Origin of the sequence: Pseudomonas rustica (assembly GCF_018336155.1) — a bacterium.
Lineage (GTDB): Bacteria > Pseudomonadota > Gammaproteobacteria > Pseudomonadales > Pseudomonadaceae > Aquipseudomonas > Aquipseudomonas rustica.
This window is the reverse complement of record NZ_JAGYHF010000001.1, coordinates 399997-426925: the sequence shown is the minus strand read 5'-3', so window position 1 is coordinate 426925 and position 26929 is coordinate 399997. Positions and strand designations below refer to the sequence as shown.

The following is a 26929-nucleotide window of genomic DNA, read 5'->3' as shown; positions in this document are numbered from 1 at the left end:
CTGCGAAGCAGCCCCAAACCCTGAATCCACATTCTTCCTGACACACCACATTGCATGGTTTTGCGACTGCTGCGCAGCCGGTCGGGGATAAATCCCCTCACCACAAGAACTCACTCACCACAGATTCTTGGCTGAATTCTCACAGGCGAATAATTCACATAGGTGCAAAACCCTAAAGAGAAACACTTAACCTGTGGCGAGGGGATTTATCCCCGCTGGGCTGCGAAGCAGCCCCAACCCCTGAATGTACATTCTTCCTGACACACCACATTGCATGGTTTTACGACTGCTGCGCAGCCGGTCGGGGATAAATCCCCTCACCACAAGAACTCACTCACCACAGATTCTTGGTTGAATTCTCTCAGGCACAAAAAAGGGCAGTCCCGCCAAGGACTGCCCTTTTTTTATTTGCCGCTACGAATCACATATCGTCTTTATCGAAACGCCGTGCTTCACGCTGCAGCTGATACACGAAGCGCTCAACGTTACGCGCCGCCTGGCCACTGATGTTGTGGAAGCGCAGACCCGCAAAGGTGATGTTGAGTTTTTCTTCGAAATGCAGATAACGCAGTTCAACCGAAGTCGGCTGATTGCCGAACAGCGGCGGGGCGATCAGGCGGTCGTAGACCTGGCCCAGTTGCAGGCGGTCAGTGATGTCGCCTTCAAAGCGCAGCTTGCAACCGGTGGCGGAGATGTCCAGCAGCTTGCCGTTGATCGGCGCCTTGAGTTTCTCGCCGCCGAGTTCGACGTTGACCAGATCGGTCAGTTTCAGCGCGGCGCGGAAAGCGTTGCGGCGCTGGTGATAAACCACTTCGGTCGGCAGTTCGCCGGTGTAGAAGCGGTCGCCGTCGCGATCGACGATGTCCAGCGTGCCATTGCATTCCCAGGCGATGCGCACGCCTTCATGGAAACCCTCAACCTTGAACGGCTCGCCCGCCAGCAGAAAGCGTTCACCGTCACGTGGCACCATTTCATCGAGGTTAATCGAAGCGGTATCGCGGTCAACCTTGATCAAATAGCTCTGGAAACGCTGGCTACGCTCGTGAAAGGTGATGATCAGCGGATCATGGCTGTCTTGCAGCTGACGCAGGTTGCTGGAGATTTCCAGAGGTGTGGTAAGCACCTTTGGAGGCTGCGGAGCATCATCCGCGCTGAGGGCGTTGGACACGGTTTATCAATCTCCAGACAAAATATGACGACTAGCCAGCATTTTGCCAGCATGTTTCGCGAGTTGATAGAGCTGGCGCATCAACGACTCATGCCTGGCTGAGCGGACGCGGCATCGCGGGTTTGGCAAACGTGCCGCTGGCGTCATACAACGCTGGCGCTTCGCCCCCGGTGAGGATCTTCAGTTGGTTGGTGGTCGCGGCCTGTTGCATGAGGATCGACTGGCCGTTTTTGACGTTGGCCGCCTGACATTGGGCGATGAGATCGGTCAGGGCATCGCCCTGGGTCAGCAGCTGCTGGCCAACGCTCGATTGCGCGGCCAGTTGCTCAAGACCTTGACGGTCTGGCGTCAGGTTGAGGCTGACGAGGATTTCGCTGCGCTTGCGGCCATGCTGTTCAAGCAGAATGATCAGTGCCTGTTTGGTTGCCAGAATCTCTTCGAGCAGGGGCATGTCGCGACCGTGCAAAGCGAGAGACTCGGTTTGCAATAACTCCAGCAATTGTTGAGCTGGAGCAAAGTCGTCGTTGATCAGTTGCAATAAATTAGTGTCGTGCATGGCTGGCCTTGGGTTTTAAGCGTCCAAAAGCCTCGCGCTGGCAAAAGCCTAGCGCTGGGCTTCGAAGTTGAGCAGTTTGCTGGCTACACGGTTGCTGTCGACTTTATAGCTGCCATCGGCAATCGCGGCTTTCAACTCGGCCACACGGGCTTTGTCGACAGCAGGCTGATCGCGCAGCTTGTCAGTGACCTTCTGCAACTGTTGAGCCTCATTGCTGAGGTGTACCGATTCCCCGCTTTTAGCGGTACTGGCCGTTTCGGCCTGGGTATTCAGCGGCGCGGAAGTGCCGTTTTCGGCGGTTTCCTTGGGCGCGCTGGTACGTGTACTGCCTGTCAGTGACGAGGAGCTGTTCAAACGGCTGAAATCGATGACCATGATAAAAACCTCTGGGAATTTGGACGCTTGCCATGTTTTCGGCCATCTCCTGGAAAACTTTAGGCACATTTAGCAATGAAAGCTGCATGCACCCGCGCGCGTCCTGCTGCGGCACAGTTTAGGGAACAGCCATGGCCAGCGCCAGTTTTCTCCTCGGTGTTTACATGGAAACTTCCACCTGTCCCGGCGCGATGATTTGCGCCTTGATCACCCGTTGCGAATTGAGGTTTTTCACTCGGATCTGTTCTTTCAGTCCGCCGTTGGACAGGGCTTCGCCGGGCATGCGCACGGCGAGTGTGCCGCTGCGCGCGGTGATGACCACTTGATCACCTTTGCGCACGACTTCGGCCTGTTCCAGGTGGACTTGGGTAATCACCTGATCGGCGACCGTTGGTCGGGTTAATTTCTGCCCGATCGCTTCGTCTACCGAGGTCAGAAAACCTTGATTGATCTGACTGACATCGCGTTCGCGCAAGGTCACGTCCTGAGGTTCGATAATCCCGGCGCGCCTGAGTGCTCGGGTGGTGGTGACAATCTCGCGAAACAGGCGGACTTGAGCGGGCACGAACACCGTCCAGGGCGAACTGCCTTCACAGCGAACCTTGACCGTCACCCGGCCCAAAGGACGGGGGGTATTCTCCAGCGACGCTGTCAATTCCTTGTCGCACATCGGCATGCGCATACGCGGATCGAGCTGCTTGACTTCGATCTCGTAGCGGCCTTCGGTTTGACTGGTTGCCAAATAGTCTTCTACGGTGAACTCAAGAAAGCCCTGAGTGACGCCGATAAGCATGTCAGGCAAGGTAACCGAATCCGCAATGGCAGGGCTGCCAGCGAGCAAACAGCAGGCGGCAGACACCGCGCAAAGCCCTTTGCGAAGGGGAGAGGTCAGGTGTCGGAAAAATGTCGTTTGAGCGTTCATACGAGTTAAAAAGCAAGCGCCGTGCCGTTTAGCAATGAATGTGCGTCGCAACAACACTTGGCGTTGAGGTAGGAGTCTGGGCATGGCTGGTGTAATGGATTCGGTAAACCAGCGCACGCAACTGGTGGGGCAGAATCGCCTGGAGCTGTTGTTGTTCCGTCTCGACGGTCAGCAGCTCTACGGAATCAACGTGTTCAAGGTGCGGGAAGTGCTGCAATGCCCGTCGCTGACGTTGATGCCCAAGTCCAGTCCTGTCGTGTGCGGGGTGGCAAATATCCGGGGGGCGACCATTCCGATCCTTGATCTGGCGATGGCGACCGGCTCCGGCGCGTTGAAAGACAAGAACAACCCGTTCGTGATCATCACGGAGTACAACACCAAGACCCAGGGTTTCCTGGTGCGCTCGGTGGAGCGCATCGTCAACATGAACTGGGAAGAGATTCATCCGCCGCCCAAGGGCACGGGTCGCGATCATTACCTGACCGCTGTGACTCGGGTGGACAATCAGTTAGTCGAAATCATCGACGTCGAGAAAGTGCTGGCGGAAGTTGCGCCGACGCCGGAAGCGATTTCGGTGGGCGTGGTCGATGTCGAGACCCAGACCAAAGCGTTGTCGCTGCGGGTGCTGACGGTCGATGACTCGTCGGTGGCGCGCAAGCAGGTGTCGCGTTGTCTGCAAACGGTCGGCGTCGAAGTGGTGGCGCTGAACGACGGCAAACAGGCGCTGGATTACCTGCGCAAACTGGTCGATGAGGGCAAGAAGCCGGAAGAAGAGTTCCTGATGATGATCTCCGACATCGAGATGCCGGAGATGGACGGATACACTTTGACGGCCGAGATCCGCAGCGACCCACGCATGCAAAAGCTTCATATCATCCTGCATACTTCGTTGTCCGGGGTATTCAATCAGGCGATGGTCAAGAAAGTCGGCGCCGATGACTTTCTGGCCAAATTCCGCCCTGATGACCTGGCATCCCGGGTAGTCGACCGGATCAAAGCAGCAGATATCAGTTAGGAGCGCTTTGCTCCTGGCGGTCAACACGATTTAAGAGGCGGCATCATTGTCTACGGGTAATTTGGATTTCGAACAGTTCCGGGTCTTCCTGGAAAAAGCCTGTGGCATTTTGCTCGGTGAAAACAAGCAATACCTGGTCTCGAGCCGTCTCAACAAACTGATGGAACAGCAAGGCATCAAATCCCTGGGTGAGCTGGTGCAGCGCATCCAGACCCAGCCGCGCAGCGGTTTGCGCGAGCAGGTGGTTGATGCCATGACGACCAACGAAACCCTGTGGTTTCGTGACACCTATCCGTTTGAAGTCTTGAAGAAAAAAGTCCTGCCCGAAGCGATCAAGGCCAGCCCTAACCAGCGTCTGCGGATCTGGTCGGCGGCGTGCTCGTCGGGTCAGGAACCGTATTCGCTGTCGATGTCGATCGATGAGTTTGAGCGCACTAACCTCGGTCAGCTGAAGATGGGCGTGCAGATTGTTGCCACCGATCTGTCCGGCCTGATGCTCAACAACTGCAAGACCGGCGAGTACGACAGCCTGGCCATTGGTCGTGGTTTGTCGCCGGAACGTCTGCAGCGTTACTTCGACCCGAAAGGCCCGGGGCGCTGGGTGATCAAGGCGCCGATCAAAAGCCGCGTCGAGTTCCGCTCGTTCAACCTGCTCGACAGCTACGCCGCGCTGGGCAAGTTCGACATCGTGTTCTGCCGCAACGTGTTGATCTACTTCTCTGCCGAAGTGAAGAAAGACATCCTGTTGCGCATTCACAGCACGTTGAAGCCGGGCGGTTATCTGTTCCTTGGCGCGTCGGAAGCGCTGAACGGTTTGCCGGATCATTACCAGATGGTGCAGTGCAGCCCGGGGATTATTTACCAGGCGAAATGAAGCATGTGCAGAAGAAGGGAGCCCTCAGGGGCTCCTTTTTTTTGCCGCATGCTTCACGTAGGAGCTGCCGAAGGCTGCGATCTTTTGATTTTGTTTTTTAAGATCAAGATCTAAAGATCGCAGCCTTCGGCAGCTCCTACAGGTGGAGGTGCTCGCAGGGCGAAGCGGCAGAAAAGCGGCATCTGGCGGAAACCGCTTGCCGCTTTTCTGGCATTGCCGCGTTGCCGGCTGCCCGCAAAGCCCCGGTTTACGGGGATTCTTCTGTTTGGCACGCGGCTTGCTAAAGCTCATGTACGAAAAACCGGTCACCTGAAGGTTCCCGACATGAGCATCAGCTTCGATAAAGCGCTCGGCATTCACGAAAAAGCATTGGGCTTCCGCGCCCAGCGTGCCGAAGTGCTGGCCAACAACATCGCCAACGCCGATACCCCGAACTACAAGGCGCGGGATCTGGACTTCTCGAAAGTGCTAGAAGCACAGACCCAGAAGAACGCCAACGGCACCATCGCCCTGAACATGACCAACAGCCGTCACATCGAAGCTGAAGGCCTGGGCAATGGCGACGAATCGCTGCTGTATCGCACGCCGATGCAACCTTCGATCGACCAGAACACCGTGGATGCGCAACTGGAACAGTCCAACTACGCGGAAAACGCCGTGGGCTTCCAGGCCAGCTTCACGCTGCTCAACAGCAAATTCAAAGGGCTGGTCTCAGCCCTGCGCGGAGAGTAATCCATGTCCCTGTCCAGCGTTTTCAACATTGCCGGCAGCGGCATGAGCGCACAAACCACGCGTCTGAACACCGTGGCGTCGAACATCGCCAACGCCGAAACCGTTTCCTCGAGCATCGACCAGACCTACCGCGCCCGTCACCCGGTGTTCGCCACCATGTTCCAGGGCGGCCAAAACGCTGGCAGCAACTCGCTGTTCCAGAGTCAGGACGCAGCGGGGCAGGGCGTGCAGGTACTCGGTGTGGTCGAAGACCAGAGCAACCTCGAAGCGCGTTACGAGCCGAACCATCCGGCGGCCGACGCCAAAGGCTACGTCTACTACCCGAACGTCAACGTGGTGGAAGAAATGGCTGACATGATTTCCGCGAGCCGTTCGTTCCAGACCAACGCCGAAATGATGAACACCGCCAAAACCATGATGCAGAAGGTACTGACCCTCGGTCAGTAATAAGGGGCGACTGCCATGAGCGTTACCGATACCACCAGCTCCCTGAGCATGAACGACATTCTGGCCAACTCGTCGAAGACGGCCAGCAGCAGCACCTCCGGCGGCATCGCTTCGGCGACCAACAGCGCCACCGGTGGCCAGGCGCTGGGCAAAGATGCGTTCCTGCAATTGCTGGTGACCCAGCTGAAAAACCAGAACCCGCTCGATCCGCAGGACAACAGTGCGTTCGTTGCACAGTTGGCGCAGTTCAGCAGTCTGGAAGGCATCACCACACTGAACAGCACCGTCAGCTCGCTGGCCGGTAACTACAACTCCTCGCAAGCCTTGCAGGCGTCGTCGCTGGTCGGTCGCAACGTGATCGTGCAGACCAACACCGCGCAGCTCGACGACCCAACCAAAGGCCTGACCGGTTCGGTCACCGTGCCTTCGTCGATCGCCGGCGGCACCGTCACCATCACCGATAAAGACGGCAAGGCTGTTCGCACTATCGACCTGGGCAGCCGCGCGGCCGGTGATGCCAGCTTCACTTGGGACGGCAAGGATTCTTCCGGCACCGTGGTGCCGGTCGGTACTTACACCTTCAAGGCCAGCGCACCGATCGATGGCGCCGCAACGGATCTGGCCACTTACCTGCCGGCCACGGTCAACAGCGTGACCATCAGCCAGACCGGCGGCGAGCTGATGCTCAACCTGGCCGGCAAGGGCACCGTTGCTCTGTCCAAAGTACAAACCATTGGTATATAGAGCCGATTAACCCGGCACAAAGGAGTGGAATATGTCTTTCAATATCGGCCTTAGCGGTCTCTATGCAGCCAACAAACAACTGGACGTGACCGGCAACAACATCGCCAACGTTGCCACCGCCGGTTTCAAATCCTCGCGCGCAGAATTCGAAGACGTCTACTCGGCGACTCGTCTGGGCAGCGGCAGCAAAGTCATTGGTAACGGCGTGCGCCTGGCCAACGTTTCGCAGCAGTTCACCCAGGGTGACATCAGCAACACCGGTAACGTGCTCGACATGGGCATCAACGGTTCGGGCTTCTTCACCATGAGCAACAACGGTTCGGTGTCGTATACCCGTGCCGGTACGTTCAAGGTCGACAACGCCGGTTACATCACCAACACCGATTACACCTCGCGTCTGCAGGGTTACGGTGTGGATGCCAACGGCAAGATTCTCAACGGTGTGTTGACTGACCTGAAAATCGACACGTCGAACCTGGCACCGAAATCGACTTCGTCGGTGACCTCGACCATCAACCTGAACTCGTCGGCACCGGTGATCGTTGATACCGGCGCCAATGCGGTCAAGTTCGATCCGTCGAAAGCCGAGACGTACACCAAGTCGTTCAGCACACCGATTTATGACACTCAGGGTAACTCCCACGTCATGGATCAGTATGTGGTGAAGACCAGCGATAACACCTGGAAGGTTTACACCCTGGTTGACGGCCGTAACCCGGACGCGACCGGCAGTGATCCAACCCTGACGGCGCCGACGGCTTCGACGTTGTCGTTCGACAGCTCGGGCAAGTTGACTCAGGTGAGCACACCGAATCCGGCGGATCCTGCAAATCCGATTATCAGCAGCGACTTGACGCTGAGTAACTGGAAGCCAGGCACTGTGACCAATGGTGTGTTTACGCCTAACGGTGCGGCAGCGAACCCGGCGGGTGTGACCATTTCGATGGCCAAGACTACTCAGTACAACGCGGATACTGCGCGTTCGATTCCGACTCAGGATGGTTATGCCACCGGGCAGATCACTAACCTGACGATTGATGGCACCGGTACGTTGTTCGCCAACTTCAGTAACAATCAGAGCAAGGCGATTGGGCAGGTGGCGTTGGCCAGTTTCACCAACGAGCAGGGTTTGCAGGCGGTTGGTGGTACTAGCTGGAAGGAGACGTTTGCTTCGGGTATTCCGGGGTACGATGCGCCGGAGACCGGGACTTTGGGTTCGATCGCGTCGAACTCGCTGGAGGAGTCGAACGTTAACCTGACGAATGAGTTGGTTGATTTGATCAAGGGTCAGAGTAACTATCAGGCGAATGCGAAGACGATTTCTACGCAGAGCACGATTATGCAGACCATTATTCAGATGACCTGATTTTTGGTTTTGCTGTTTGAGAAGAGCCCCTCTTTTTGAGGGGCTTTTTTTTGGGTATATATCCGTTGCTGCGGGTGTCGCTGATTATGGTTTCGCCCTTACGGCGAGTCACTTTTGGCAAACGCCCCAAAAGTAACCAAAAGGTCTGTGCCCTGACGTCCGGCCCTCGCTAAGGCTCGGGTTCCTTCGCTCCGGGTTCATCCGGGGGCATCGCCTACGGTTTGCTTCGCTGCACCTCCTCTCGATGCTTTCCCCGTATGAATCCCTCCACTCAGCCTCCCGACGGGCTCTAAGATCAAAAGCTGCACCCGAGCTTGCGCTCATCGTGTTGAGTGGTGAACAGCACAGCGTGGTCGGCTTTTGATTTTCGTTGGATTCGCCCCTCACCCCAGCCCTCTCCCGAGGGAGAGGGAGAGGGAGAGGGAGCCGATTTTTGGGCTTCTCAGGATTTGTGTTCGGCTCGGTATTTCATGTCGGCGTACCTCTCCCAATCCACGCGGTCAGTTCCCTCTCCCACCGGGAGAGGGCTAGGGTGATGGGCTCTTGATTTGGATTTGAAGCTCAAATTCAACTCGGTATTTCATGTCGGTGCATCTTGCCCAAACACCCCGGTCAGTTCCCTCTCCCTCTGGGAGAGGGCTAGGGTGAGGGGCTCTTGATTTGGATTTGAAGCTCAAATTCAACTCGGTATTTCATGTCGGTGCATCTTGCCCAAACACCCCGGTCAGTTCCCTCTCCCTCTGGGAGAGGGCTAGGGTGAGGGTTTGCTTTTGATTTGATTGGGGGAGTGAGCCTGCTGGCGATAGCTGTTCATATTCAATCCATTTCAACCAGCCAAAAAAAAGCCCCCAACAAACCAGAGGTCTGTCAGGGGCTTTTTCAATCAGGTGTTTTTCAACACCTGATTTCGCTCAGCTTATTGGCAAGCTTCGCAATCCGGCTCGTCGATCGCGCAGGCTTTTGGCACTGGCGCTGGGCCGGCTGGAGCAGCCAGAACCGAATCATCACCGTGGTTGCCGCCGCTGGATACAGCGTTCAGCTTGCTGGTGCTGATGGTCGACTTCTCGGTGCTGGTTGCGGCCAGGGCACGGAGGTAGTAGGTGGTTTTCAGGCCACGGTACCAAGCCATGCGGTAGGTCACGTCGAGTTTCTTGCCCGATGCGCCAGCGATGTACAGGTTCAGCGATTGGGCCTGGTCGATCCACTTCTGACGACGGCTGGCCGCGTCAACGATCCACTTGGTGTCCACTTCGAAGGCAGTCGCGTAGAGCTCTTTGAGTTCTTGCGGGATGCGCTCGATTTGCTGAACCGAACCGTCGTAGTACTTCAGGTCGTTGATCATGACCGAGTCCCACAGACCGCGAGCCTTGAGGTCGCGAACCAGGTACGGGTTGATCACGGTGAATTCGCCCGACAGGTTCGATTTCACATACAGGTTCTGATAAGTCGGTTCGATCGACTGCGATACGCCAGTGATGTTGGCGATGGTCGCGGTCGGTGCGATGGCCATGATGTTGGAGTTACGAATGCCTTTCTGTACACGGGCGCGAACCGGTGCCCAGTCCAGGGATTCGTTCAGGTCAACGTCGATGTACTTCTGGCCACGTTGCTCGATCAGGATCTGTTGCGAATCCAGTGGCAGGATGCCTTTGGACCACAGCGAACCCTGGAACGTCTCGTACGCACCGCGCTCGTCGGCCAGGTCGCAAGAAGCCTGGATTGCGTAGTAGCTGACCGCTTCCATCGACTTGTCGGCGAACTCGACGGCAGCGTCGGAACCGTAAGGGATGTGCTGCAGGTACAGCGCGTCCTGGAAGCCCATGATGCCCAGACCGACCGGACGGTGCTTGAAGTTGGAGTTCTTCGCTTGTGGCACCGAGTAGTAGTTGATGTCGATAACGTTATCGAGCATGCGCACGGCGGTGTTCACGGTGCGTTCCAGCTTGGCGGTGTCCAGCTTGCCGTTGACGATGTGGTTCGGCAGGTTGATCGAGCCCAGGTTGCAAACGGCGATTTCGTCCTTGTTGGTGTTCAAGGTGATTTCGGTGCACAGGTTCGAGCTGTGAACCACGCCGACGTGCTGCTGCGGGCTGCGCAGGTTGCACGGGTCTTTGAAGGTCAGCCATGGGTGGCCGGTTTCAAACAGCATGGACAGCATTTTGCGCCACAGGTCTTTGGCCTGGATGGTCTTGAACAGACGAACCTTGCCTGGGTATTCGGTCAGGGCTTCGTAGTACTCGTAACGCTCTTCGAAGGCTTTACCGGTCAGGTCGTGCAGGTCCGGTACTTCGGATGGCGAGAACAGGGTCCACTTGCCATCGTCGAAGACGCGCTTCATGAACAGGTCAGGGATCCAGTTGGCAGTGTTCATGTCGTGGGTGCGACGACGATCATCACCGGTGTTCTTGCGGAGTTCGATGAACTCCTCGATGTCCATGTGCCAGGTTTCCAGGTAAGCGCAGACAGCGCCTTTGCGCTTGCCACCCTGGTTAACGGCGACGGCGGTGTCGTTCACGACTTTCAGGAACGGAACCACGCCTTGCGACTTGCCGTTGGTGCCCTTGATGTACGAACCCAGTGCACGCACCGGCGTCCAGTCGTTGCCCAGGCCGCCAGCGAATTTCGACAACATGGCGTTGTCGTGGATCGCGTGGTAGATACCCGACAGGTCATCCGGCACGGTGGTCAGGTAGCAGCTCGACAGCTGTGGACGCAGGGTACCGGCGTTGAACAGGGTCGGCGTCGACGACATGTAGTCGAAGGACGACAGCAGGTTGTAGAACTCGATCGCACGGTCTTCTTTCTGCTTCTCTTCGATCGCCAGGCCCATGGCCACGCGCATGAAGAAGATCTGCGGCAGTTCGAAGCGGATACCGTCCTTGTGGATGAAGTAACGGTCGTACAGGGTTTGCAGGCCCAGGTAGGTGAATTGCTGATCGCGCTCGTGGTTGATCGCCTTGCCCAGTTTTTCCAGGTCGAAGGTGGCCAGCACAGGGTTCAGCAGTTCGAACTCGATACCTTTGGCGATGTAAGCCGGCAGCGCCTTGGCGTACAGGTCAACCATCTCGTGGTGAGTAGCGCTTTCGGCCACACCGAGGAAGCCCAGGCCTTCGGCACGCAGGGTGTCCATCAGCAGGCGGGCGGTGACGAACGAGTAGTTCGGCTCGCGCTCAACCAGAGTACGGGCGGTCATCACCAGGGCGGTGTTGACGTCGGTCAGGGCCACGCCGTCGTACAGGTTTTTCAGGGTTTCACGCTGGATCAGGTCGCCGTCGACTTCTTCCAGACCTTCGCACGCTTCGGTGACGATGGTGTTCAGGCGGCCCATGTCCAGCGGCGCCAGGCTGCCGTCAGCGCGGGTGATGCGGATCGACGGGTGAGCGTTGACCGCTTCTTCGGTCGGGGCGTGGGCAGCGCGTTCTTTCGAACGACCGTCACGGTAGATCACGTAGTCGCGCGCCACTTTCTGCTCGCCGGCACGCATCAGGGCCAGTTCAACCTGGTCCTGGATTTCTTCGATGTGGATGGTGCCGCCCGAAGGCATGCGACGCTTGAAGGTCGCGGTGACTTGTTCGGTCAGGCGGGCAACAGTGTCGTGGATTCGCGACGAGGCGGCAGCGGTGCCGCCCTCAACTGCGAGGAACGCTTTGGTGATAGCGACGGTGATCTTGTCATCGGTGTAAGGAACGACAGTGCCATTACGCTTGATCACGCGCAGTTGACCAGGCGCGGTGGCTGCCAGATCCGAATTCGAATCAGCGGCCTGCGGCAAGGTGCCCTGCGGGTTCTCGCGAGTTGTGTCGGTTTGCATGGGGGGTGATCTCCACATTCTCTAGTTTGTTTGGGCACCATCATGGTGCCCACCGTTCTGGCCAGAAGCACTACAACCGACGGGCGTCGGGCATAACAACTTCGGACCAGTAGGAAAAAGGCTAATGACGCCGCGTCCCTGCCGAAGTTTTTGGCTGCGAGCCAAGGCTCGAGCCGGGTTCCATCCCGGGTGACAGTAATGACTGCAACACCCGTACCGTTTCGGTCGTTTCCGACCTGAAAAACGGTGCCATCCGCAAGTGCGGTTTGGTCTTCAGAAAACTTGCTTGGTTCAACCGGAAACCGGCAATAAATCGCTTGAGTTTCAGGTCTGAAATGTGGTTGGGCTTTTCAGTCAAAAACCCTATATGTAGGGTTTTTTTAGCGCCGTGCTACAAGATAATGCGTTTCGAGGGGTGTTGCAACGTACTACCTGTGGATAAACCTGTGCGTAAATTGTGTAAGAAAGGTGGAATTCTCGTGTAGGCCGCGAACCTGCTGAGCTAGACCGTTTGTCACCGTTTTCTCACCGGGAAAAACGCTTCAGCGGATTTTTAAGGGCGCGAACCCTACCACAAAAAATCGCCTTGTCCGAACGCATTTACCGACTTGTGTTCTGGCTGTACGCCGTTTATACAATCGGGCCATGTGAACGCGATTTTATCCTCCAGAAACATGACAAAAACACGGGAGCATTGAAAACTGTGGGAGCGGGCTTGCTCGCGAATGCGGTGTGTCAGATGACTAAGAGGTTGGCTGACACGACGCCTTCGCGAGCAAGCCCGCTCCCACAGGGAATTGTGTTGAGTCAGACGTTCCTTCTTATTAATAACAATAGAAAGCAGAGGTCACCGGTGGAGCAACAAGCCTGGCAGGTATTGATCGTCGAGGATGACCAGCGACTGGCCGAACTCACGCGCGACTACCTGCAAGCCAATGGACTGCGCGTGGAAATTGAAGGCAACGGTGCGCTCGCCGCAGCGCGGATCATCAATGAGCAACCGGATCTGGTGATCCTCGACCTGATGCTGCCCGGCGAAGATGGCCTGAGCATCTGCCGCAAAGTCCGCGACCGTTACGACGGGCCGATCCTGATGCTCACCGCGCGCACCGATGATGCTGACCAGATCCAGGGCCTCGACCTTGGCGCCGACGATTACGTGTGCAAACCGGTGCGCCCGCGTTTGTTATTGGCGCGGATTCAGGCGTTGCTGCGACGCAGTGACTCACCCGAGCCGACCAGCGAAAAAAGCCGTCGCCTGCAATTCGGCCCGCTGGTGGTCGACAACGCATTGCGCGAAGCCTGGCTCAGCGATAACGGCATCGAACTGACCAGCGCCGAATTCGATCTGCTCTGGCTGCTGGTCTCCAACGCCGGGCGCATTCTCTCGCGGGAAGAAATCTTCACAGCCCTGCGCGGCATCGGTTACGACGGCCAGGATCGCTCGATCGATGTGCGCATCTCGCGCATTCGCCCGAAAATCGGCGACGACCCCGACCATCCACGCCTGATCAAAACCGTGCGCAGCAAAGGCTACCTGTTCGTCCCTGAAGCCTGCGTAGACCTGCCGCTGTGAACTCGATCTTCCTGCGCATTTATGGCGGCATGTGCGCAGCGATCATTCTGGTGGCAGTGCTCGGCGTGCTGGCGCTTAACCTGCTCAACCAAGTGCGCAGCGAGCAGTACCGCGAGCGTCTGGCCCACGGCACGTTCTCGCTGATGGCCAGCAACCTGCAACCGATGAACGAAACCGAACGCCATCGCGCACTGTTGGTGTGGGAGCGGTTGCTGGGTATTCCGCTGGCGCTGAAAAAGTTTACCGACACTGATCTCGACCTGACCCAACGCACCCGCGTGCAGCGCGGCCAGGCTTTGGTCGAACAGACCGGCCCGCACGCGGCGAAGGTCTATCGACTGGTCAGCGACAAAGAGCAGCTTGTGCTCGTAGGCGAGGTGCAGCAGATCAGCGAGCAACTGGCGCGCGCGACTATTTACCTGCTCGCCGATGAGCTGGTGCGCGTGCAGGTCGCCGACCAACCGAAACGGCTGGCGCAGATAAAGGAAGAGAAGGGCTTCGGATTCGATTTGCGTTTGGTCACGGTGGATGACGCCGACATGGACGAAGACCAGAGCCGCCGCGTGGCCGAAGGCGACACGGTGATGGCGCTGGGTAAGGGCGGCGATTCGATCCGTGTGTTCGCCGGTATGGTCGGCACGCCGTGGGTGCTGGAGATCGGCCCGCTGTACCAGATGAATCCCTATCCGCCGGAGTGGCTGGTGCTGATCGCCGCGCTCGGGCTGAGCCTGATCGGCTTGATCGTTTACTTGCTGGTGCGCCAACTCGAACGGCGTTTACGCGGTCTCGAAGCAGCGGCCACGCGCATCGCCAAGGGCAGTCTGGAAACCCGTGTGCCGGCGCGCGGTGCCGACTCGGTGGGGCGGCTGGCGGCGGCGTTCAATGGCATGGCCGAGCACTTGCAACAACTGCTGGCGATTCAGCGTGAACTGGTGCGCGCGGTGTCCCATGAGTTGCGCACGCCGGTGGCGCGTCTGCGTTTCGGTCTGGAAATGATCGGCTCGGCGACCACCCCGCAAGCGCTGGAAAAATACCGCGAGGGCATGGATCACGACATCGAGGATCTCGATAAGCTGGTCGATGAAATGCTCACCTACGCGCGACTGGAGCAGGGCTCACCGGCGCTGACCTTCCAGCGGATTGATCTGGATGCGCTGGTCAATCAGGTGATCGAAGAGTTGGCGCCGTTGCGCGCCGAGGTCACGGTGCAGCGCGGTCTGTGTCTGTCGGCTGCGGACAATGACGATGCTTGGGTCGAGGCTGAGCCGCGTTATCTGCACCGCGCGTTGCAGAATCTGGTGAGCAACGCCATGCGTCATGCCCGTTCGAACGTGACGGTGAGTTATCAGGTCGGGCAGTTGCGTTGCCGGGTCGACGTTGAGGATGACGGGCCGGGTGTGCCGGAAGTTGCCTGGGAGAAAATCTTCACGCCGTTTCTGCGCCTGGATGACAGCCGCACGCGCGCGTCGGGCGGGCACGGGTTGGGGTTGTCGATTGTGCGGCGGATTATTCACTGGCACGACGGCCGGGCGTTGATTGGCAAGAGCAAGAGTTTGGGCGGGGCGTGTTTTAGTTTGAGTTGGCCGAGGAACCAGGAACGACGTTGAGGTTTGTGGTGGCTGGGATGGCCCCTTCGCGAGCAAGCCCGCTCCCACAGGGGCACGCATTGCAAAATGTGGGAGCGAGCTTGCTCGCGAAGACGGCCGAACAGGCGCTGAAAATCCTCAGGCCTTAATGCTGACCAAACTCAACAACTGCCCATCCCGCACCCCAAACTGCGCATCCAGCTCCGTCCCGCTACACCACTCAGCCGACAAATCCGTCAGCAGCCGCAAGCGCACCTCACCGGCCTCAGTCCACTCCAGCACTTCCGCATGCTCGAAATAAAAGCGCTTCTGCACAATCGGATACAGCGCTTTGAACAAACTCTCCTTCACCGAAAACGTCAGCGTCACCCACAACGCCAACTGATCCCGCGAGCCTGCCGCCATGCGCTGCATTTCCGCCGGCGTGAGAATTTCTCCGGCGAGGCGTTCGGCGCGTTCGGCGTTGAGCAGGTTTTCCAGATCCATGCCCAAACCGCGCCAATGCTGTTTATTGGCAACAATCGCCGCCGCGCGCCCGGTGCTGTGGGTGATCGAGCCGCAGATATGCGCCGGCCAAACGGGGGCGCGATCTTCGCCAATCGGCGGAACCACGCTGGAGCCTTCCAGTTGCTGCAACGCTGCCCGTGCGCAGATCCGCCCCGCGAGAAACTCAGCCTGACGTTTGGCCACCGAACGCTGAATGCTCGGCGGCGGCTCGATGGCGCTGCGACGAAAGTCATCGCCGAGCAGTTGCGCCGGATCGAAGTGAGTACTGAGCAGCACGGTATCGGCCAGCACCGAGGGCAACGGCCAATCGGCATCGAGCGGGGTGCAGCAGGCGGGGAGGGTGAGGTTCATGGCAGGCATTTTGCCGGTTCGTCGAGACAAGGTCGAGATCGGCGGTGAAGCTTTCGCGAGCAAGCTCGCTCCCACACTGGATCTCTGCCGCCTAGTAGATCCCCTGTGGGAGCGAGCTTGCTCGCGAATGCCGCGCAGCGGTGTCTCTTGATCGTTCCCACGCTCCGCGTGGGAATGCCTCAATAGACGCTCTGCGTCCGCGTTGGGACGCAGAGCGTCCCGGGCTGCATTCCCACGCAGAGCGTGGGAACGATCAGGGTCGGGGACGGTTAGCTGAAGATTTTCTGGAAGAACGCTTTCATGTCCGCCCAGGATTTCTCATCCGCTGCCTTGTTGTAACCAATATCCGGCCCGCCATGTTCGCCATGGCTCAAACGATCCGCATCCGGATTGGTAAAACCATGCTTGGCGCCCTCAAGCGTGACGAACTTGTAGTTGGCCCCGGCCTTGTCCATTTCCGACTTGAAGGCGATGACGTTGTTCGGCGTGACCATGCTGTCCAGCGCGCCATGCTCCACCAGAATTTTCGCCTTCACACTGCCAGGCGTCGCCGGCGTATTGGTCGCCAACGCGCCGTGGAAACTCACCACGCCCAACAACGGCTCACCCTGACGCGCCGCGTTCAGCACCACGCCCCCGCCGAAGCAATAACCAATGGCCGCGAGTTTGTTCACGTCGGTCTGTGGCTGTTTCTTCAGCAAATCCAGACCGGCTTCGAAGCGTTTGCTCGATGCCGCCGCATCCTTGGTCGCCGTCTGCATGAACGCCATTGCATCCTTCGGGTGCTCGGTGTTCTTGCCCTCGCCGTACATATCAATCGCCAGCGCGCTGTAGCCAAGCTCGGCGAGATCGCGCGCTCGGCGTTTGGCGTAATCGTTCAGGCCCCACCATTCATGCACCACGACCACACCGGGGCGTGCGCCTTTTATAGCGTCGTCATAAGCGTAATAGCCGATCAGTTTGGTGCCATCGGCACTCTGGTAAGGGATTTCTTCGGTCTTGATCGCTGCCTGAGTCAGGCTGCTGACCGCCAGCAAAGTGAGGGCGAGGAACAGGCGCATGGTCGGGGTCTCTTTATCGAAAGTGGTCAAAACAGCCTAGACGATTTGGTTCAGGTCAGGTTCAGAGACGGTTCAGGGGCGGTACAGGGGCTGGTCAGTAACCTTGCGCCATACCCAAACAGCACTGTGAAAGAGGAAATACCCATGACTCGTATAAACAAACTGCTGCTGGCATTTACCCTGTTGGGCTCCAGCCTCGCGGCCAATGCCGACGACACCACCAATTTCGCCGGCCTGTCCTTCGGCCAGACCAGTGACAAGATCGACAAGTCCAACGCGCTGAACGACAACCTCGGTCACCCGAACGCCACCGGCGCCATCGACGGCAACAACACCTACGGCGTGCGCCTCGGTCAGCAAAACAGCCAGGGTCGCTACTACGCCACCTACGACAACGTGTCGGGCTCGCACAATGGCATTAAACTGCGGCAGGAAAATCTGCTCGGCAGCTACGATCTGTTCTACCCGGTGGGCGGCAGCACCAAGTTGTTCGGCGGTGCCACGGCGGGTCTGACTAAACTCACTCAGGATTCGCCAGGCTACAGCCGCGACAGTGACATCGGTTATGCGGTCGGCGGCCAGTTGGGTGTGTTGCAGCAAGTGACCCAGAACACTTCGGTGGAACTCGGTTATCGTTACCTGATGAGCAACGCCAGCACCGAAATGAAAGAAAGCGGCGGCAGCAAACAAGGCTCGCTGGATCTGAACAGCAGCGCGCAGACTTACCTGTCGGCCAACTACAACTTCTAAGGACGACAGCGAAATCATTGTGGGAGCGGGCTTGCTCGCGAAAGCGGAGGATCAGTCAATGTAGATGTTGACTGATCCGGCGCCTTCGCGAGCAAGCCCGCTCCCACAGGAGGTTGTGGAGATTTCAAGTGATTAGGAGAAGGTCATGAAACTGTTGGTCGTCGAAGATGAGGCGCTGTTGCGCCATCACCTGCAAACCCGTCTCACGGAGAGCGGTCACGTGGTCGCGTCCGTGGCCAATGCCGAAGAGGCGCTGTACCAGACCGGGCAGTTCAACTTTGATCTGGCGGTGATCGATCTCGGCTTGCCGGGCATGAACGGCCTCGACCTGATCCGCCAGTTGCGATCGGGCGGCAAGACCTTTCCGATCCTGATCCTCACCGCGCGCGGCAACTGGCAGGACAAGGTCGAAGGCCTCGCCGCCGGTGCCGACGATTACGTGGTCAAGCCGTTCCAGTTCGAAGAACTCGACGCGCGCCTGAATGCCTTGCTGCGCCGCTCCAGCGGTTTCACCCAGTCGACCATCGTCGCCGGGCCGCTGCTGCTCGACCTTAATCGCAAACAGGCGACCCTCGACGAACAACCGCTGGCGCTGACCGCCTACGAATACCGCATCCTCGAATACCTCATGCGCCATCACCAGCAAGTGGTGCCCAAGGATCGCTTGATGGAACAGCTCTACCCGGACGACGACGAGCGCGATCCGAACGTTATCGAAGTGCTGGTCGGCCGCCTGCGCCGCAAACTCGAAGGCCCGGCCGGGTTCAAACCGATCGACACCGTGCGCGGCCTCGGCTACCTGTTCAATGAGCGCTGCACTTGATTCGTTCGCTTCGCGTCCGGCTGATGCTCGCCGCCACCACGTTGGCGGTGTTGTTCATGCTCGCCTTGCTCCCGGCGATGCAGGGCGCGTTCAGCCTCGCGTTGCAGGACTCGATCGAACAACGGCTGGCCTCGGACGTCACCACGCTGATTTCAGCTGCACGCATTGAAAACGGTCGGCTGGTGATGCCGAATCAGTTGCCGGACGAGCGTTTCAACCTCACCGATTTCCGTCTGCTCGGTTACATCTACGACCGCGAAGGGCACTTGGTCTGGCGCTCGAAAGCCACCCAGGAAGAACAGATCAACTACAAACCGCGCTACGACGGCCTCGGCAACGAGTTCGCGCGGATTCGTGAGGCCAACGGTCAGGAATTCTTCGTCTATGACGTCGAAGTCAAACTGCTCGGCGGCAAAAGCGCGGCGTTCAGCATCGTCGCGCTGCAACCGGTGCGCGAATACGAAGTCACCCTCGAAGGCCTGCGCGAAAACCTCTACCTCGGTTTCGGCGCAGCTTTGCTGGTGTTGCTGGCGCTGTTGTGGATCGGCCTGACCTGGGGCTTAAAAGCTTTGCGCCGACTCAGTCAGGAACTCGACGAAATCGAAGGCGGCACCCGCGAAAGCCTCACCGAACAACACCCGCGCGAACTGCTGCGCCTGACCGGCTCGCTCAACCGCTTGCTGCACAGCGAACGCCAGCAGCGCAGCCGCTATCGTGACTCCCTCGATGACCTCGCGCACAGCCTGAAAACCCCGTTGACAGTGTTGCAAGGCGTCAGCGAAGACATGGCCCAGCGCCCCGAAGATCGCGATCAGGCCTGGGTGCTGCAATCGCAGATCGAACGCATGAGCCAACAGATCGGCTACCAACTGCAACGCGCGAGCCTGCGCAAAAGCGGCCTGGTGCGCCATCAGGTGCGTCTGCAACCGGTGCTGAAAAGCCTTTGCGACACGCTGGACAAGGTCTATCGCGACAAACATGTACGCGTGGCGTTTGACCTGCCGGAGCATTGTTACGTGCCGATCGAGCAGGGCGCCTTGCTGGAAATGATGGGTAACCTGCTGGAAAACGCCTATCGCCTGTGTCTGGGCGAAGTGCGCATCAGCGTGCGTGAAAATCACGCCGGGGTTGAACTGTGTATCGAAGACGACGGCCCGGGCGTACCGCCGGATCAGCGTGCGCGGATTCTCGAGCGCGGCGAACGGTTGGATGCCCAGCATCCGGGGCAGGGGATCGGGTTGGCGGTGGTCAAGGACATCATCGAGAGTTACAGCGCCAAGCTCACGCTGGGGGATTCGCCGATGGGTGGGGCGGCGTTCAGGATTCATTTTCCGGCGGTGTGATTGGGAGCTGCCCTCACCCTAACCCTCTCCCAGAGGTAGAGGGGACTGACCGAGGTGTCTGGCGTTATCCATCGACCTGAAATAGCCAGTCGATTATGGATTCAACAGCGAAGTATCAGGTCGGCGGAGATTTCGAGCATCCCCCAATCAGTCCCCTCTCCCTCCGGGAGAGGGTTAGGGTGAGGGGCTTTTGATGTAATGCCTCACTGTTCCTGCGCCCGATAAGCCCCCGGCGTCAGCCCCGTCCATTTCTTGAACGCCCGGTGAAACGCCGACGGCTCAGAAAACCCCAACTGCTCGGCAATCTGCTGCAACGACAAATCCGCGCGCCCTAAATGGTAGATGGCGATATCCCGCCGCAGCTGATCCTTCAACTCCTGAAAACTCGTGCCTTCCTCACGCAAATGCCGGCGCAGCGTCTGCGGGCTGATGTGCATCTGCGCGGCCACCGCTTCCAGATCCGGCCAATTCGCGCTGTCACGGCTGAGCAAGCGGCGCAACCGACTGCTCAGGCTGTCACCATCATCCGGGCGTGAGAGCAAGTCAGCGGGGGAACGTTCGAGGAAATGTTTGAGCGTGCGTTCGTCCTGCAACAGCGGCATGTGCAGGTAGCGGCTGTGAAACAGCAGGCTGCTCTGATCGCTGGCAAACGTCATCGGGCAGGGAAACAGCAAATCGTATTCCGCGCCGTGGTCGGGGCGCGGATAGCTGAATGTCACCTGTTCCAGCCGGATGCGCTGGCCAATCAGCCAACTGCCGAGGCGATGCCAGATCACCAGCAGGCTCTCGGTGAGAAAGTGATCCGGATCCCACAATTGCGCATCGGCGAGGCTCAAACGCACCCATTCGTCTTCGCGGCTCAGGGTCAGGCGCGGGCCTTGCGGGAATAGGCTATAAAACAATAAGCCGCGTTGCAGAGCCTTCTCCAGATTGCGGCAATGAATAGAGGCGTGGCACATCATCGCGAAGCTGCCGGGCTTGCTCGGCGCGTTGCCGAAACCGAGGTATTCGTCGTCCAGCGCCAGCCACAGGCCCTGGATCAATTGAGTGAACTGTTCCGGCGCGAGACGCGCGCGAGGTTCGTCGAGCAATTCCGGGCTGATGCCCAGTTGCAGCAACAGGCTCGAATAGTCGAAACCCAGGCGGCGTGCGCCACCGAGGGCGGCACGGGCGAAATGACTGGCGATGGTGCGTTCGCGCATAAGCGACAAATCCTTCCTCAGGCGCCGGATGGTAGCCGGGGGTGATGCGAGCAACAAGGCGGATTTCCGCCAAATTGTAGGACGACAAGCGGCGAGTTGGCGGAAATCCGCCACACTCAAGTCACCGGACGTTGACACTAAAAAGACCTGCAGCCCTTGATGTCAAAAGGCTTGCCGGGAAATGCACCAAAGTGGCACGGCGTTTGCGATAAGAGCGACAGAAGCGTGCGTTTATCCCGCCCGGAAAACGCCGCTCCAACAACAAATCCCTCCAGTGCAGGAGGGTTCGCAATTCAGGTTTCGCGGTGTAACAGATGGATGTTGCACGCGGGGCTCTTGAGGAAACTTGCAATGACGACTCGTCAGCCACTGTACAAATCCCTGTATTTTCAGGTGATCATCGCGATCATCATCGGTATCGCGCTTGGTCATTACTACCCGCAGTTCGGCGTGGCGGTAAAGCCGCTGGGTGACGGGTTCATCAAACTGATCAAAATGATCATCGCTCCGATCATCTTCTGCACCGTGGTCAGCGGCATCGCTGGCATGCAAAGCATGAAATCGGTCGGCAAGACCGGTGGTTACGCACTTCTGTACTTCGAAATCGTTTCGACCATCGCTCTGCTGGTTGGTCTGGTTGTGGTCAACATCGTGCAGCCGGGCAACGGCATGCACATCGACGTTGCCACCCTCGACGCTTCGAAAGTCGCTTCCTATGTAGCGGCGGGCGCTGACCAAAGCGTTGTCGGCTTCCTGCTCAACGTGATCCCGACCACCATCGTCGGCGCGTTCGCCACCGGTGACATCCTGCAAGTGCTGATGTTCTCGGTGATCTTCGGCTTCGCCCTGCATCGCCTGGGTGACTACGGCCGTCCGATCCTCGACTTCATCGATCGCTTCGCCCACGTGATGTTCAACATCATCAACATGATCATGAAGCTCGCGCCAATCGGTGCCTTCGGTGCCATGGCCTTCACCATCGGCGCTTACGGCGTGGGTTCGCTGGTGCAGCTGGGTCAACTGATGATCTGCTTCTACATCACTTGCCTGCTGTTCGTGTTGATCGTGCTTGGCGGTATCGCCCGCATGCACGGTTTCAGCGTGCTGAAGATGATCCGTTACATCCGTGAAGAGCTGCTGATCGTACTCGGCACTTCGTCGTCGGAATCGGTACTGCCACGCATGCTGATCAAGATGGAGCGTCTGGGCGCGAAGAAATCGGTAGTGGGTCTGGTGATCCCGACCGGTTACTCGTTCAACCTCGACGGCACCGCGATCTACCTGACCATGGCTGCGGTGTTCATTGCTCAGGCAACTGATACGCACATGGACATCACGCACCAGATCACGCTGCTGGTGGTGCTGCTGCTGTCCTCCAAAGGCGCAGCCGGTGTGACCGGTTCGGGCTTCATCGTGCTGGCCGCGACCCTTTCGGCGGTAGGTCACCTGCCGGTGGCCGGTCTGGCGCTGATCCTCGGTATCGACCGCTTCATGTCCGAAGCACGCGCACTGACCAACCTGGTGGGCAACGCCGTTGCGACCATCGTGGTTGCCAAGTGGGTGAAAGAACTGGACACCGACGTGCTGCAATCCGAGCTGGCCTCGGGCGGTCGCGGTATCGCTGATACCCGCCCTGAAGATGATCTGGGTGTGGCTGAAGGCCCAACCCCGAGCAGCGTCAAGTAACACCTTGTAGTAAGGGGCTTAACTGTGGCGAGGGAGCTTGCTCCCGCTGGACTGCGCAGCAGGCCCCGGCTTTTGTATTTAGAACGGGGGGCCGCTACGCGACCCAGCGGGAGCAAGCTCCCTCGCCACAGATGGACTGAAAAACCTGCTTTGGCAGGTTTTTTATTGCCTGCGATTTGAGCGTAACGGTCACACCCGCTGACATATCCGGTGATTGCTGCATCGGCAATGGCTGCCTAGGCTGAGTGCATCGCCCAAGGAGTTCGCCCATGTCTGCACCGCTGGCCTCACTGAAAATCCTCGATTTCTCCACGTTGTTGCCGGGGCCGTTCGCGTCGCTGTTGCTGGCGGACATGGGCGCCGAGGTGCTGCGTATCGAATCGCCGACGCGCATGGATCTGCTGCGCGTATTACCGCCGCACGATGGCGGGATGTCCGCCAGTCACGCCTATCTCAATCGCAATAAGCGCAGCCTGGCGCTGGATCTCAAGCAGCCCGAAGCGCTCGAGGTGATCAAGCAGTTGCTGGCGGATCACGACATCGTTTTGGAACAGTTTCGTCCCGGCGTGATGGAGCGATTGGGCCTGGGTTATGAAGCGTTGAAGGCGATCAATCCAAAACTGATCTACGTGTCGATCACCGGTTACGGCCAGACCGGCCCGTACAAGGATCGCGCCGGGCATGACATCAACTATCTCGCCCTCGCCGGGCTCTCCAGTTACACGGGACGCGCCGACAGCGGGCCGTTGCCGTTGGGTATGCAGGTGGCGGATGTCGCCGGTGGTTCGTTGCACGGGGTGATCGGTTTACTCGCAGCGGTGATTGCGCGTCAGCAAACGGGGCAGGGCACCCATCTGGACGTGAGCATGACCGATTGCGCATTCAGCCTGAATGCCATGGCCAGCGCCGGTTATCTCGCTTGCGGCGAAGAGCCGGGCTGGGAAGACCAGATGCTCAATGGCGGCAGCTTTTACGACTATTACCGTTCGCGGGATGGGCGCTGGATGTCGGTCGGCAGTCTGGAGCCGGCGTTCATGCAGCAACTGTGTGCAGCGCTGGGCCGGCCGGAGTTGGCGGCGCAAGGCTTGTCGCCGAAACCTGAGCAGCAGCGGGCGCTGAAGGAGGCGTTGAAGATCGAGTTCGAACGGCATGACTTTGCTGAACTGTGCGAGCTGTTTGCCGGGATCGATGCGTGTGTCGAGCCGGTGTTGAATTTGAGTGAGGCCGTGCGGCATCCGCAGTTGCAGGCGCGCGAACTAGTGACGCAGGTGCCGCGCGGGGATGGCACGACGCAGGCGCAGATGGCGTGTCCGTTGAAGTTTTCCGAGGATTTACCGGCACCACGGCATGTGGGGGCGGTGTTGGGGCAGCATACGGATGAAGTGTTGGGGGAGTTGGGGTTTAGTCCTGCGAAAATTGCAGAGCTGCGGCGGGCCAAGGTCATTCTTTAGCTCGTTCCCACGCTCTGCGTGGGAATGAATCCCGTGACGCTTTGCGTCACAGTGGACGCGGAGCGTCCATGGCGGCGTTCCCACGCCGAGCATGGGAACGATCGGGGGGTCATTCCACCCGCATCTCACCACTAAACACCAACGTATTCCGGCAGCTACGACACAAATACCGCCGCCCCTGCCGCACCAGGCTATGCCGCTGCGCCGAGAACGGAAAATCACTGTCCACGCACGGGCATTTGTAGATATAGCGGGTAACGCTGCGACGTTTAATGGCGTAGGTATGGCAGCGATCCGGCGGCAGTTCGTAAACCCCGCGCATGATCAATTGCCATTCCTCGCCGTGCGGCTGAATGCGGTCGCCAAACAACTGATGGGCGATCAGGTGCGCAACTTCGTGGGCCACAGTTTGTTTGAGGAAATGTTCAGTGTTTTCCCGGTACAGCTGCGGATTGAAGCGCAGCAGGTTCTCGTGCAAATGCGCGACACCGGCTTTTTGCCCGCGCAGCTTGAGACTGACGACAGGGCGTTGGAAGTGACGTTTGAAAAAGGATTCAGCGAGTTGGTAACAGTCTTCGACGCGGGTATTGAGTTGCTCGGGCATGCTTGATGGATCTCCAGAGACGTCGAGTATGCCGCAACCCTGGGGACTTGCGAATCGTCGAGCTGCCGAATGGTCATCCGGCAAACGACAAGGCCGCCTCGCGGCGGCCTTTATGAACAAGACGTTTGCTAGTTGGTGTAGACAGGCCCTACGCCCAGCCCCCAGACGATCACGGTAAACGCCATGATGGCGACCAGCACCACCAGACCCACCGCCAGCACTGAGCTTGAGAACAGGAAACCTTCATCCGACGGAATATTCATGAACGTCGGCAGCCCCACGTACAACAGATAAACCGTGTAACAGATGGCCGCCGTGCCGACGATCATCCCCAGCCACATATGCGGATACAGCGCCGCCAAACCTCCGACAAACAACGGCGTTGCGGTGTAAGTGGCGAATGCGACACAACGGGCCAGACTCGGGTTGGCGTCGTACGTACGCGCCATCCAGTGCACGAAAGCGCCCATGACCGCGACGCCGCCAAGCATCGCCAGGTACGACATGACGGTCATCCAGATCGCGCTTTCGACGGTGAGCATTACTGGCGCGCGGTTACCGATCACCCAGCCGACCTGGGTAGTGCCGATAAACGCCGAAATGGCGGGGATCGCCGCCAGAATCAGCGTGTGTGTCAGGTACATGTGGCTGATGCTTTCCTCTTGGTCGCCACGGATTTCCTTCCATTCCTGATCGGGGTGGGTAAAAAGTCCCACTACGTGATGGATCATGCCAGTCACTCCTCTTGTTATTGCCATCGCCCCCCAACGGAGCGCCTACGGGCCAATGAGGCCGAGCAAAGTCAGGTCATGGATGTGTGCGACCTTATGTCGCAGTATAGAAAGGACTTAACCGCACAGGTATTAGGGGCTTAGAGCAAATCGCGCTGTAAACACGTGGCTTAATCGCCGTACAGTCTTGAGTTATCGAACTTCCTATCCTGTAGGAGCTGCCGAAGGCTGCGATCTTTTGATCTTGTTTTAAAAATCCAAATCAAAAGATCGCAGCCTTCGGCAGCTCCTACATGATTATGCATTTCAGAATGCGGCCGGTCGGTAAGCTTCGCCCACGCGGGGTTTTTGCGTAAAATGCCGGCCTTTCGTCACACCTCACGGATTTCGCGTCATGGGCACTCTTACGGTCAACCAGAACAAACTGCAAAAGCGCCTGCGCCGCTTGGCCGGCGAAGCGGTTGCTGACTTCAACATGATTGAAGACGGCGACAAGGTCATGGTCTGCCTGTCCGGGGGCAAGGACAGCTACACCATGCTCGACGTGCTGCTGCACCTGCAGAAGGTTGCACCGATCAAGTTCGAGATCGTCGCGGTGAACATGGATCAGAAGCAGCCAGGCTTCCCCGAGCACGTGCTGCCGGCCTATCTGAAAGAACTGGGCGTCGAATACCACATCGTCGAGAAAGACACCTACTCGGTGGTTAAGGAACTGATCCCGGAAGGCAAGACCACCTGCTCGCTGTGCTCACGCCTGCGTCGCGGCACGCTGTACACCTTTGCCGACGAAATCGGCGCGACGAAAATGGCCCTCGGTCATCACCGTGACGACATCGTCGAGACGTTCTTCCTCAACATGTTCTTCAACGGTTCGCTGAAAGCCATGCCGCCGAAGCTGCGCGCCGACGACGGCCGCAACGTGGTGATCCGTCCGCTGGCGTACTGCAACGAAAAAGACATTCAGGCCTATTCGGACCTCAAAGAATTCCCGATCATCCCGTGCAACCTCTGCGGTTCGCAGGAAAACCTGCAGCGTCAGGTGGTCAAGGAAATGCTCCTGGACTGGGAACGCAAGACACCCGGTCGAACGGAAAGCATCTTCCGCAGTCTGCAGAATGTCATCCCGTCGCAACTGGCCGACCGCAACCTGTTCGACTTCACCAGCCTGAAGATCGACGAAACCGCGGCTTCGCGCTTCGTGAACGTCGTCAATCTGTAAACCCCATTTTTATGTGGCCGCGCCTTTTG

24 protein-coding genes are annotated in these 26929 nt (G+C 58.5%); 14 read left to right on the top strand and 10 right to left on the bottom strand.

The window, feature by feature from the left end; genetic code table 11:
* Positions 1–421: 421 nt before the first annotated feature.
* From KFS80_RS01960 to flgA, 4 genes are all read right to left on the bottom strand, one after another.
* Positions 422–1168: a flagellar brake protein gene (locus KFS80_RS01960; protein ID WP_212543830.1), complete on the bottom strand. Its 747-nt coding sequence runs from the start codon at positions 1166–1168 to the stop codon at positions 422–424.
* 88 nt (positions 1169–1256) lie between these two features.
* A complete protein-coding gene (locus KFS80_RS01955; RefSeq protein WP_212543829.1) occupies positions 1257–1724 on the bottom strand; it encodes a flagella synthesis protein FlgN in 468 nt (155 codons plus the stop codon).
* Positions 1725–1772: 48 nt separating this feature from the next.
* Positions 1773–2099: a flagellar biosynthesis anti-sigma factor FlgM gene (gene flgM, locus KFS80_RS01950; RefSeq protein WP_053122828.1), complete on the bottom strand. Its 327-nt coding sequence runs from the start codon at positions 2097–2099 to the stop codon at positions 1773–1775.
* 160 nt (positions 2100–2259) lie between these two features.
* A complete protein-coding gene (flgA, locus tag KFS80_RS01945) occupies positions 2260–3021 on the bottom strand; it encodes a flagellar basal body P-ring formation chaperone FlgA (protein WP_082341472.1) in 762 nt (253 codons plus the stop codon).
* 82 nt (positions 3022–3103) lie between these two features.
* On the opposite strand from flgA, the gene KFS80_RS01940 reads away from it, so the two are divergent.
* From KFS80_RS01940 to flgE, 6 genes are all read left to right on the top strand, one after another.
* Positions 3104–4036 carry a chemotaxis protein CheV gene (locus KFS80_RS01940; RefSeq protein WP_159812703.1) on the top strand — a complete coding sequence of 311 codons (933 nt, stop codon included), beginning with the start codon at positions 3104–3106 and terminating at the stop codon, positions 4034–4036.
* 46 nt (positions 4037–4082) lie between these two features.
* On the top strand, positions 4083–4910 hold the full coding sequence (gene cheR / locus KFS80_RS01935) for a protein-glutamate O-methyltransferase CheR (protein ID WP_053122821.1): 828 nt from the start codon (positions 4083–4085) through the stop codon (positions 4908–4910).
* A 324-nt stretch (positions 4911–5234) separates the two neighbouring features.
* Positions 5235–5642: a flagellar basal body rod protein FlgB gene (gene flgB / locus KFS80_RS01930; protein ID WP_053122819.1), complete on the top strand. Its 408-nt coding sequence runs from the start codon at positions 5235–5237 to the stop codon at positions 5640–5642.
* Positions 5643–5645: 3 nt separating this feature from the next.
* A complete protein-coding gene (gene flgC, locus KFS80_RS01925; RefSeq protein WP_053122816.1) occupies positions 5646–6089 on the top strand; it encodes a flagellar basal body rod protein FlgC in 444 nt (147 codons plus the stop codon).
* A 15-nt stretch (positions 6090–6104) separates the two neighbouring features.
* Entirely contained in the window at positions 6105–6833 is a 729-nt protein-coding gene (gene flgD / locus KFS80_RS01920) for a flagellar hook assembly protein FlgD (protein WP_212543828.1), read from the top strand.
* Positions 6834–6864: 31 nt separating this feature from the next.
* Entirely contained in the window at positions 6865–8199 is a 1335-nt protein-coding gene (gene flgE, locus KFS80_RS01915) for a flagellar hook protein FlgE (RefSeq protein ID WP_159812701.1), read from the top strand.
* 916 nt (positions 8200–9115) lie between these two features.
* Here the strand turns inward: flgE and KFS80_RS01910 are convergent.
* Entirely contained in the window at positions 9116–12010 is a 2895-nt protein-coding gene (locus KFS80_RS01910) for a ribonucleoside-diphosphate reductase subunit alpha (protein WP_053122809.1), read from the bottom strand.
* An 853-nt stretch (positions 12011–12863) separates the two neighbouring features.
* On the opposite strand from KFS80_RS01910, the gene KFS80_RS01905 reads away from it, so the two are divergent.
* Both KFS80_RS01905 and KFS80_RS01900 read left to right on the top strand, forming a co-directional pair.
* On the top strand, positions 12864–13586 hold the full coding sequence (locus KFS80_RS01905) for a response regulator (RefSeq protein ID WP_159812697.1): 723 nt from the start codon (positions 12864–12866) through the stop codon (positions 13584–13586).
* Positions 13583–15193, top strand: a complete 1611-nt coding sequence (locus KFS80_RS01900) for an ATP-binding protein (RefSeq protein ID WP_212543827.1) — start codon at positions 13583–13585, stop codon at positions 15191–15193. The genes KFS80_RS01905 and KFS80_RS01900 overlap by 4 nt, the downstream gene beginning before the upstream one ends.
* A 117-nt stretch (positions 15194–15310) precedes the next feature.
* Here KFS80_RS01900 and KFS80_RS01895 read toward each other — a convergent pair whose 3' ends face one another.
* Complete coding sequence (locus KFS80_RS01895) at positions 15311–16030, bottom strand: 4'-phosphopantetheinyl transferase family protein (RefSeq protein ID WP_159812693.1); 720 nt, start codon at positions 16028–16030, stop codon at positions 15311–15313.
* Between the two features lie 269 nt (positions 16031–16299).
* Positions 16300–17091 (bottom strand): dienelactone hydrolase family protein, encoded by a 792-nt coding sequence (locus KFS80_RS01890; RefSeq protein ID WP_212543826.1) that lies wholly within the window; start codon positions 17089–17091, stop codon positions 16300–16302.
* Positions 17092–17235: 144 nt separating this feature from the next.
* Between KFS80_RS01890 and KFS80_RS01885 the strand changes: the two genes are divergently transcribed.
* From KFS80_RS01885 to KFS80_RS01875, 3 genes are all read left to right on the top strand, one after another.
* Positions 17236–17841, top strand: coding sequence for a hypothetical protein (locus KFS80_RS01885; protein ID WP_053122800.1), 606 nt, complete (start codon positions 17236–17238; stop codon positions 17839–17841).
* 145 nt (positions 17842–17986) lie between these two features.
* On the top strand, positions 17987–18664 hold the full coding sequence (locus KFS80_RS01880) for a response regulator transcription factor (RefSeq protein ID WP_212543825.1): 678 nt from the start codon (positions 17987–17989) through the stop codon (positions 18662–18664).
* Entirely contained in the window at positions 18661–20007 is a 1347-nt protein-coding gene (locus KFS80_RS01875; RefSeq protein ID WP_053122797.1) for an ATP-binding protein, read from the top strand. The genes KFS80_RS01880 and KFS80_RS01875 overlap by 4 nt, the downstream gene beginning before the upstream one ends.
* A 203-nt stretch (positions 20008–20210) precedes the next feature.
* Here KFS80_RS01875 and KFS80_RS01870 read toward each other — a convergent pair whose 3' ends face one another.
* On the bottom strand, positions 20211–21209 hold the full coding sequence (locus tag KFS80_RS01870; protein ID WP_212543824.1) for an AraC family transcriptional regulator: 999 nt from the start codon (positions 21207–21209) through the stop codon (positions 20211–20213).
* 351 nt (positions 21210–21560) lie between these two features.
* Between KFS80_RS01870 and KFS80_RS01865 the strand changes: the two genes are divergently transcribed.
* Positions 21561–22895, top strand: a complete 1335-nt coding sequence (locus KFS80_RS01865; protein WP_053122793.1) for a dicarboxylate/amino acid:cation symporter — start codon at positions 21561–21563, stop codon at positions 22893–22895.
* Positions 22896–23164: 269 nt separating this feature from the next.
* Positions 23165–24346 carry a CaiB/BaiF CoA transferase family protein gene (locus KFS80_RS01860; protein WP_212543823.1) on the top strand — a complete coding sequence of 394 codons (1182 nt, stop codon included), beginning with the start codon at positions 23165–23167 and terminating at the stop codon, positions 24344–24346.
* Between the two features lie 109 nt (positions 24347–24455).
* Here KFS80_RS01860 and KFS80_RS01855 read toward each other — a convergent pair whose 3' ends face one another.
* Both KFS80_RS01855 and KFS80_RS01850 read right to left on the bottom strand, forming a co-directional pair.
* On the bottom strand, positions 24456–24950 hold the full coding sequence (locus KFS80_RS01855; RefSeq protein ID WP_053122789.1) for a SprT family zinc-dependent metalloprotease: 495 nt from the start codon (positions 24948–24950) through the stop codon (positions 24456–24458).
* 128 nt (positions 24951–25078) lie between these two features.
* Positions 25079–25681 (bottom strand): Yip1 family protein, encoded by a 603-nt coding sequence (locus KFS80_RS01850; RefSeq protein WP_053122787.1) that lies wholly within the window; start codon positions 25679–25681, stop codon positions 25079–25081.
* A gap of 394 nt (positions 25682–26075) precedes the next feature.
* Between KFS80_RS01850 and ttcA the strand changes: the two genes are divergently transcribed.
* Complete coding sequence (gene ttcA, locus KFS80_RS01845) at positions 26076–26900, top strand: tRNA 2-thiocytidine(32) synthetase TtcA (RefSeq protein ID WP_038367448.1); 825 nt, start codon at positions 26076–26078, stop codon at positions 26898–26900.
* The last annotated feature ends 29 nt before the right edge of the window (positions 26901–26929 follow it).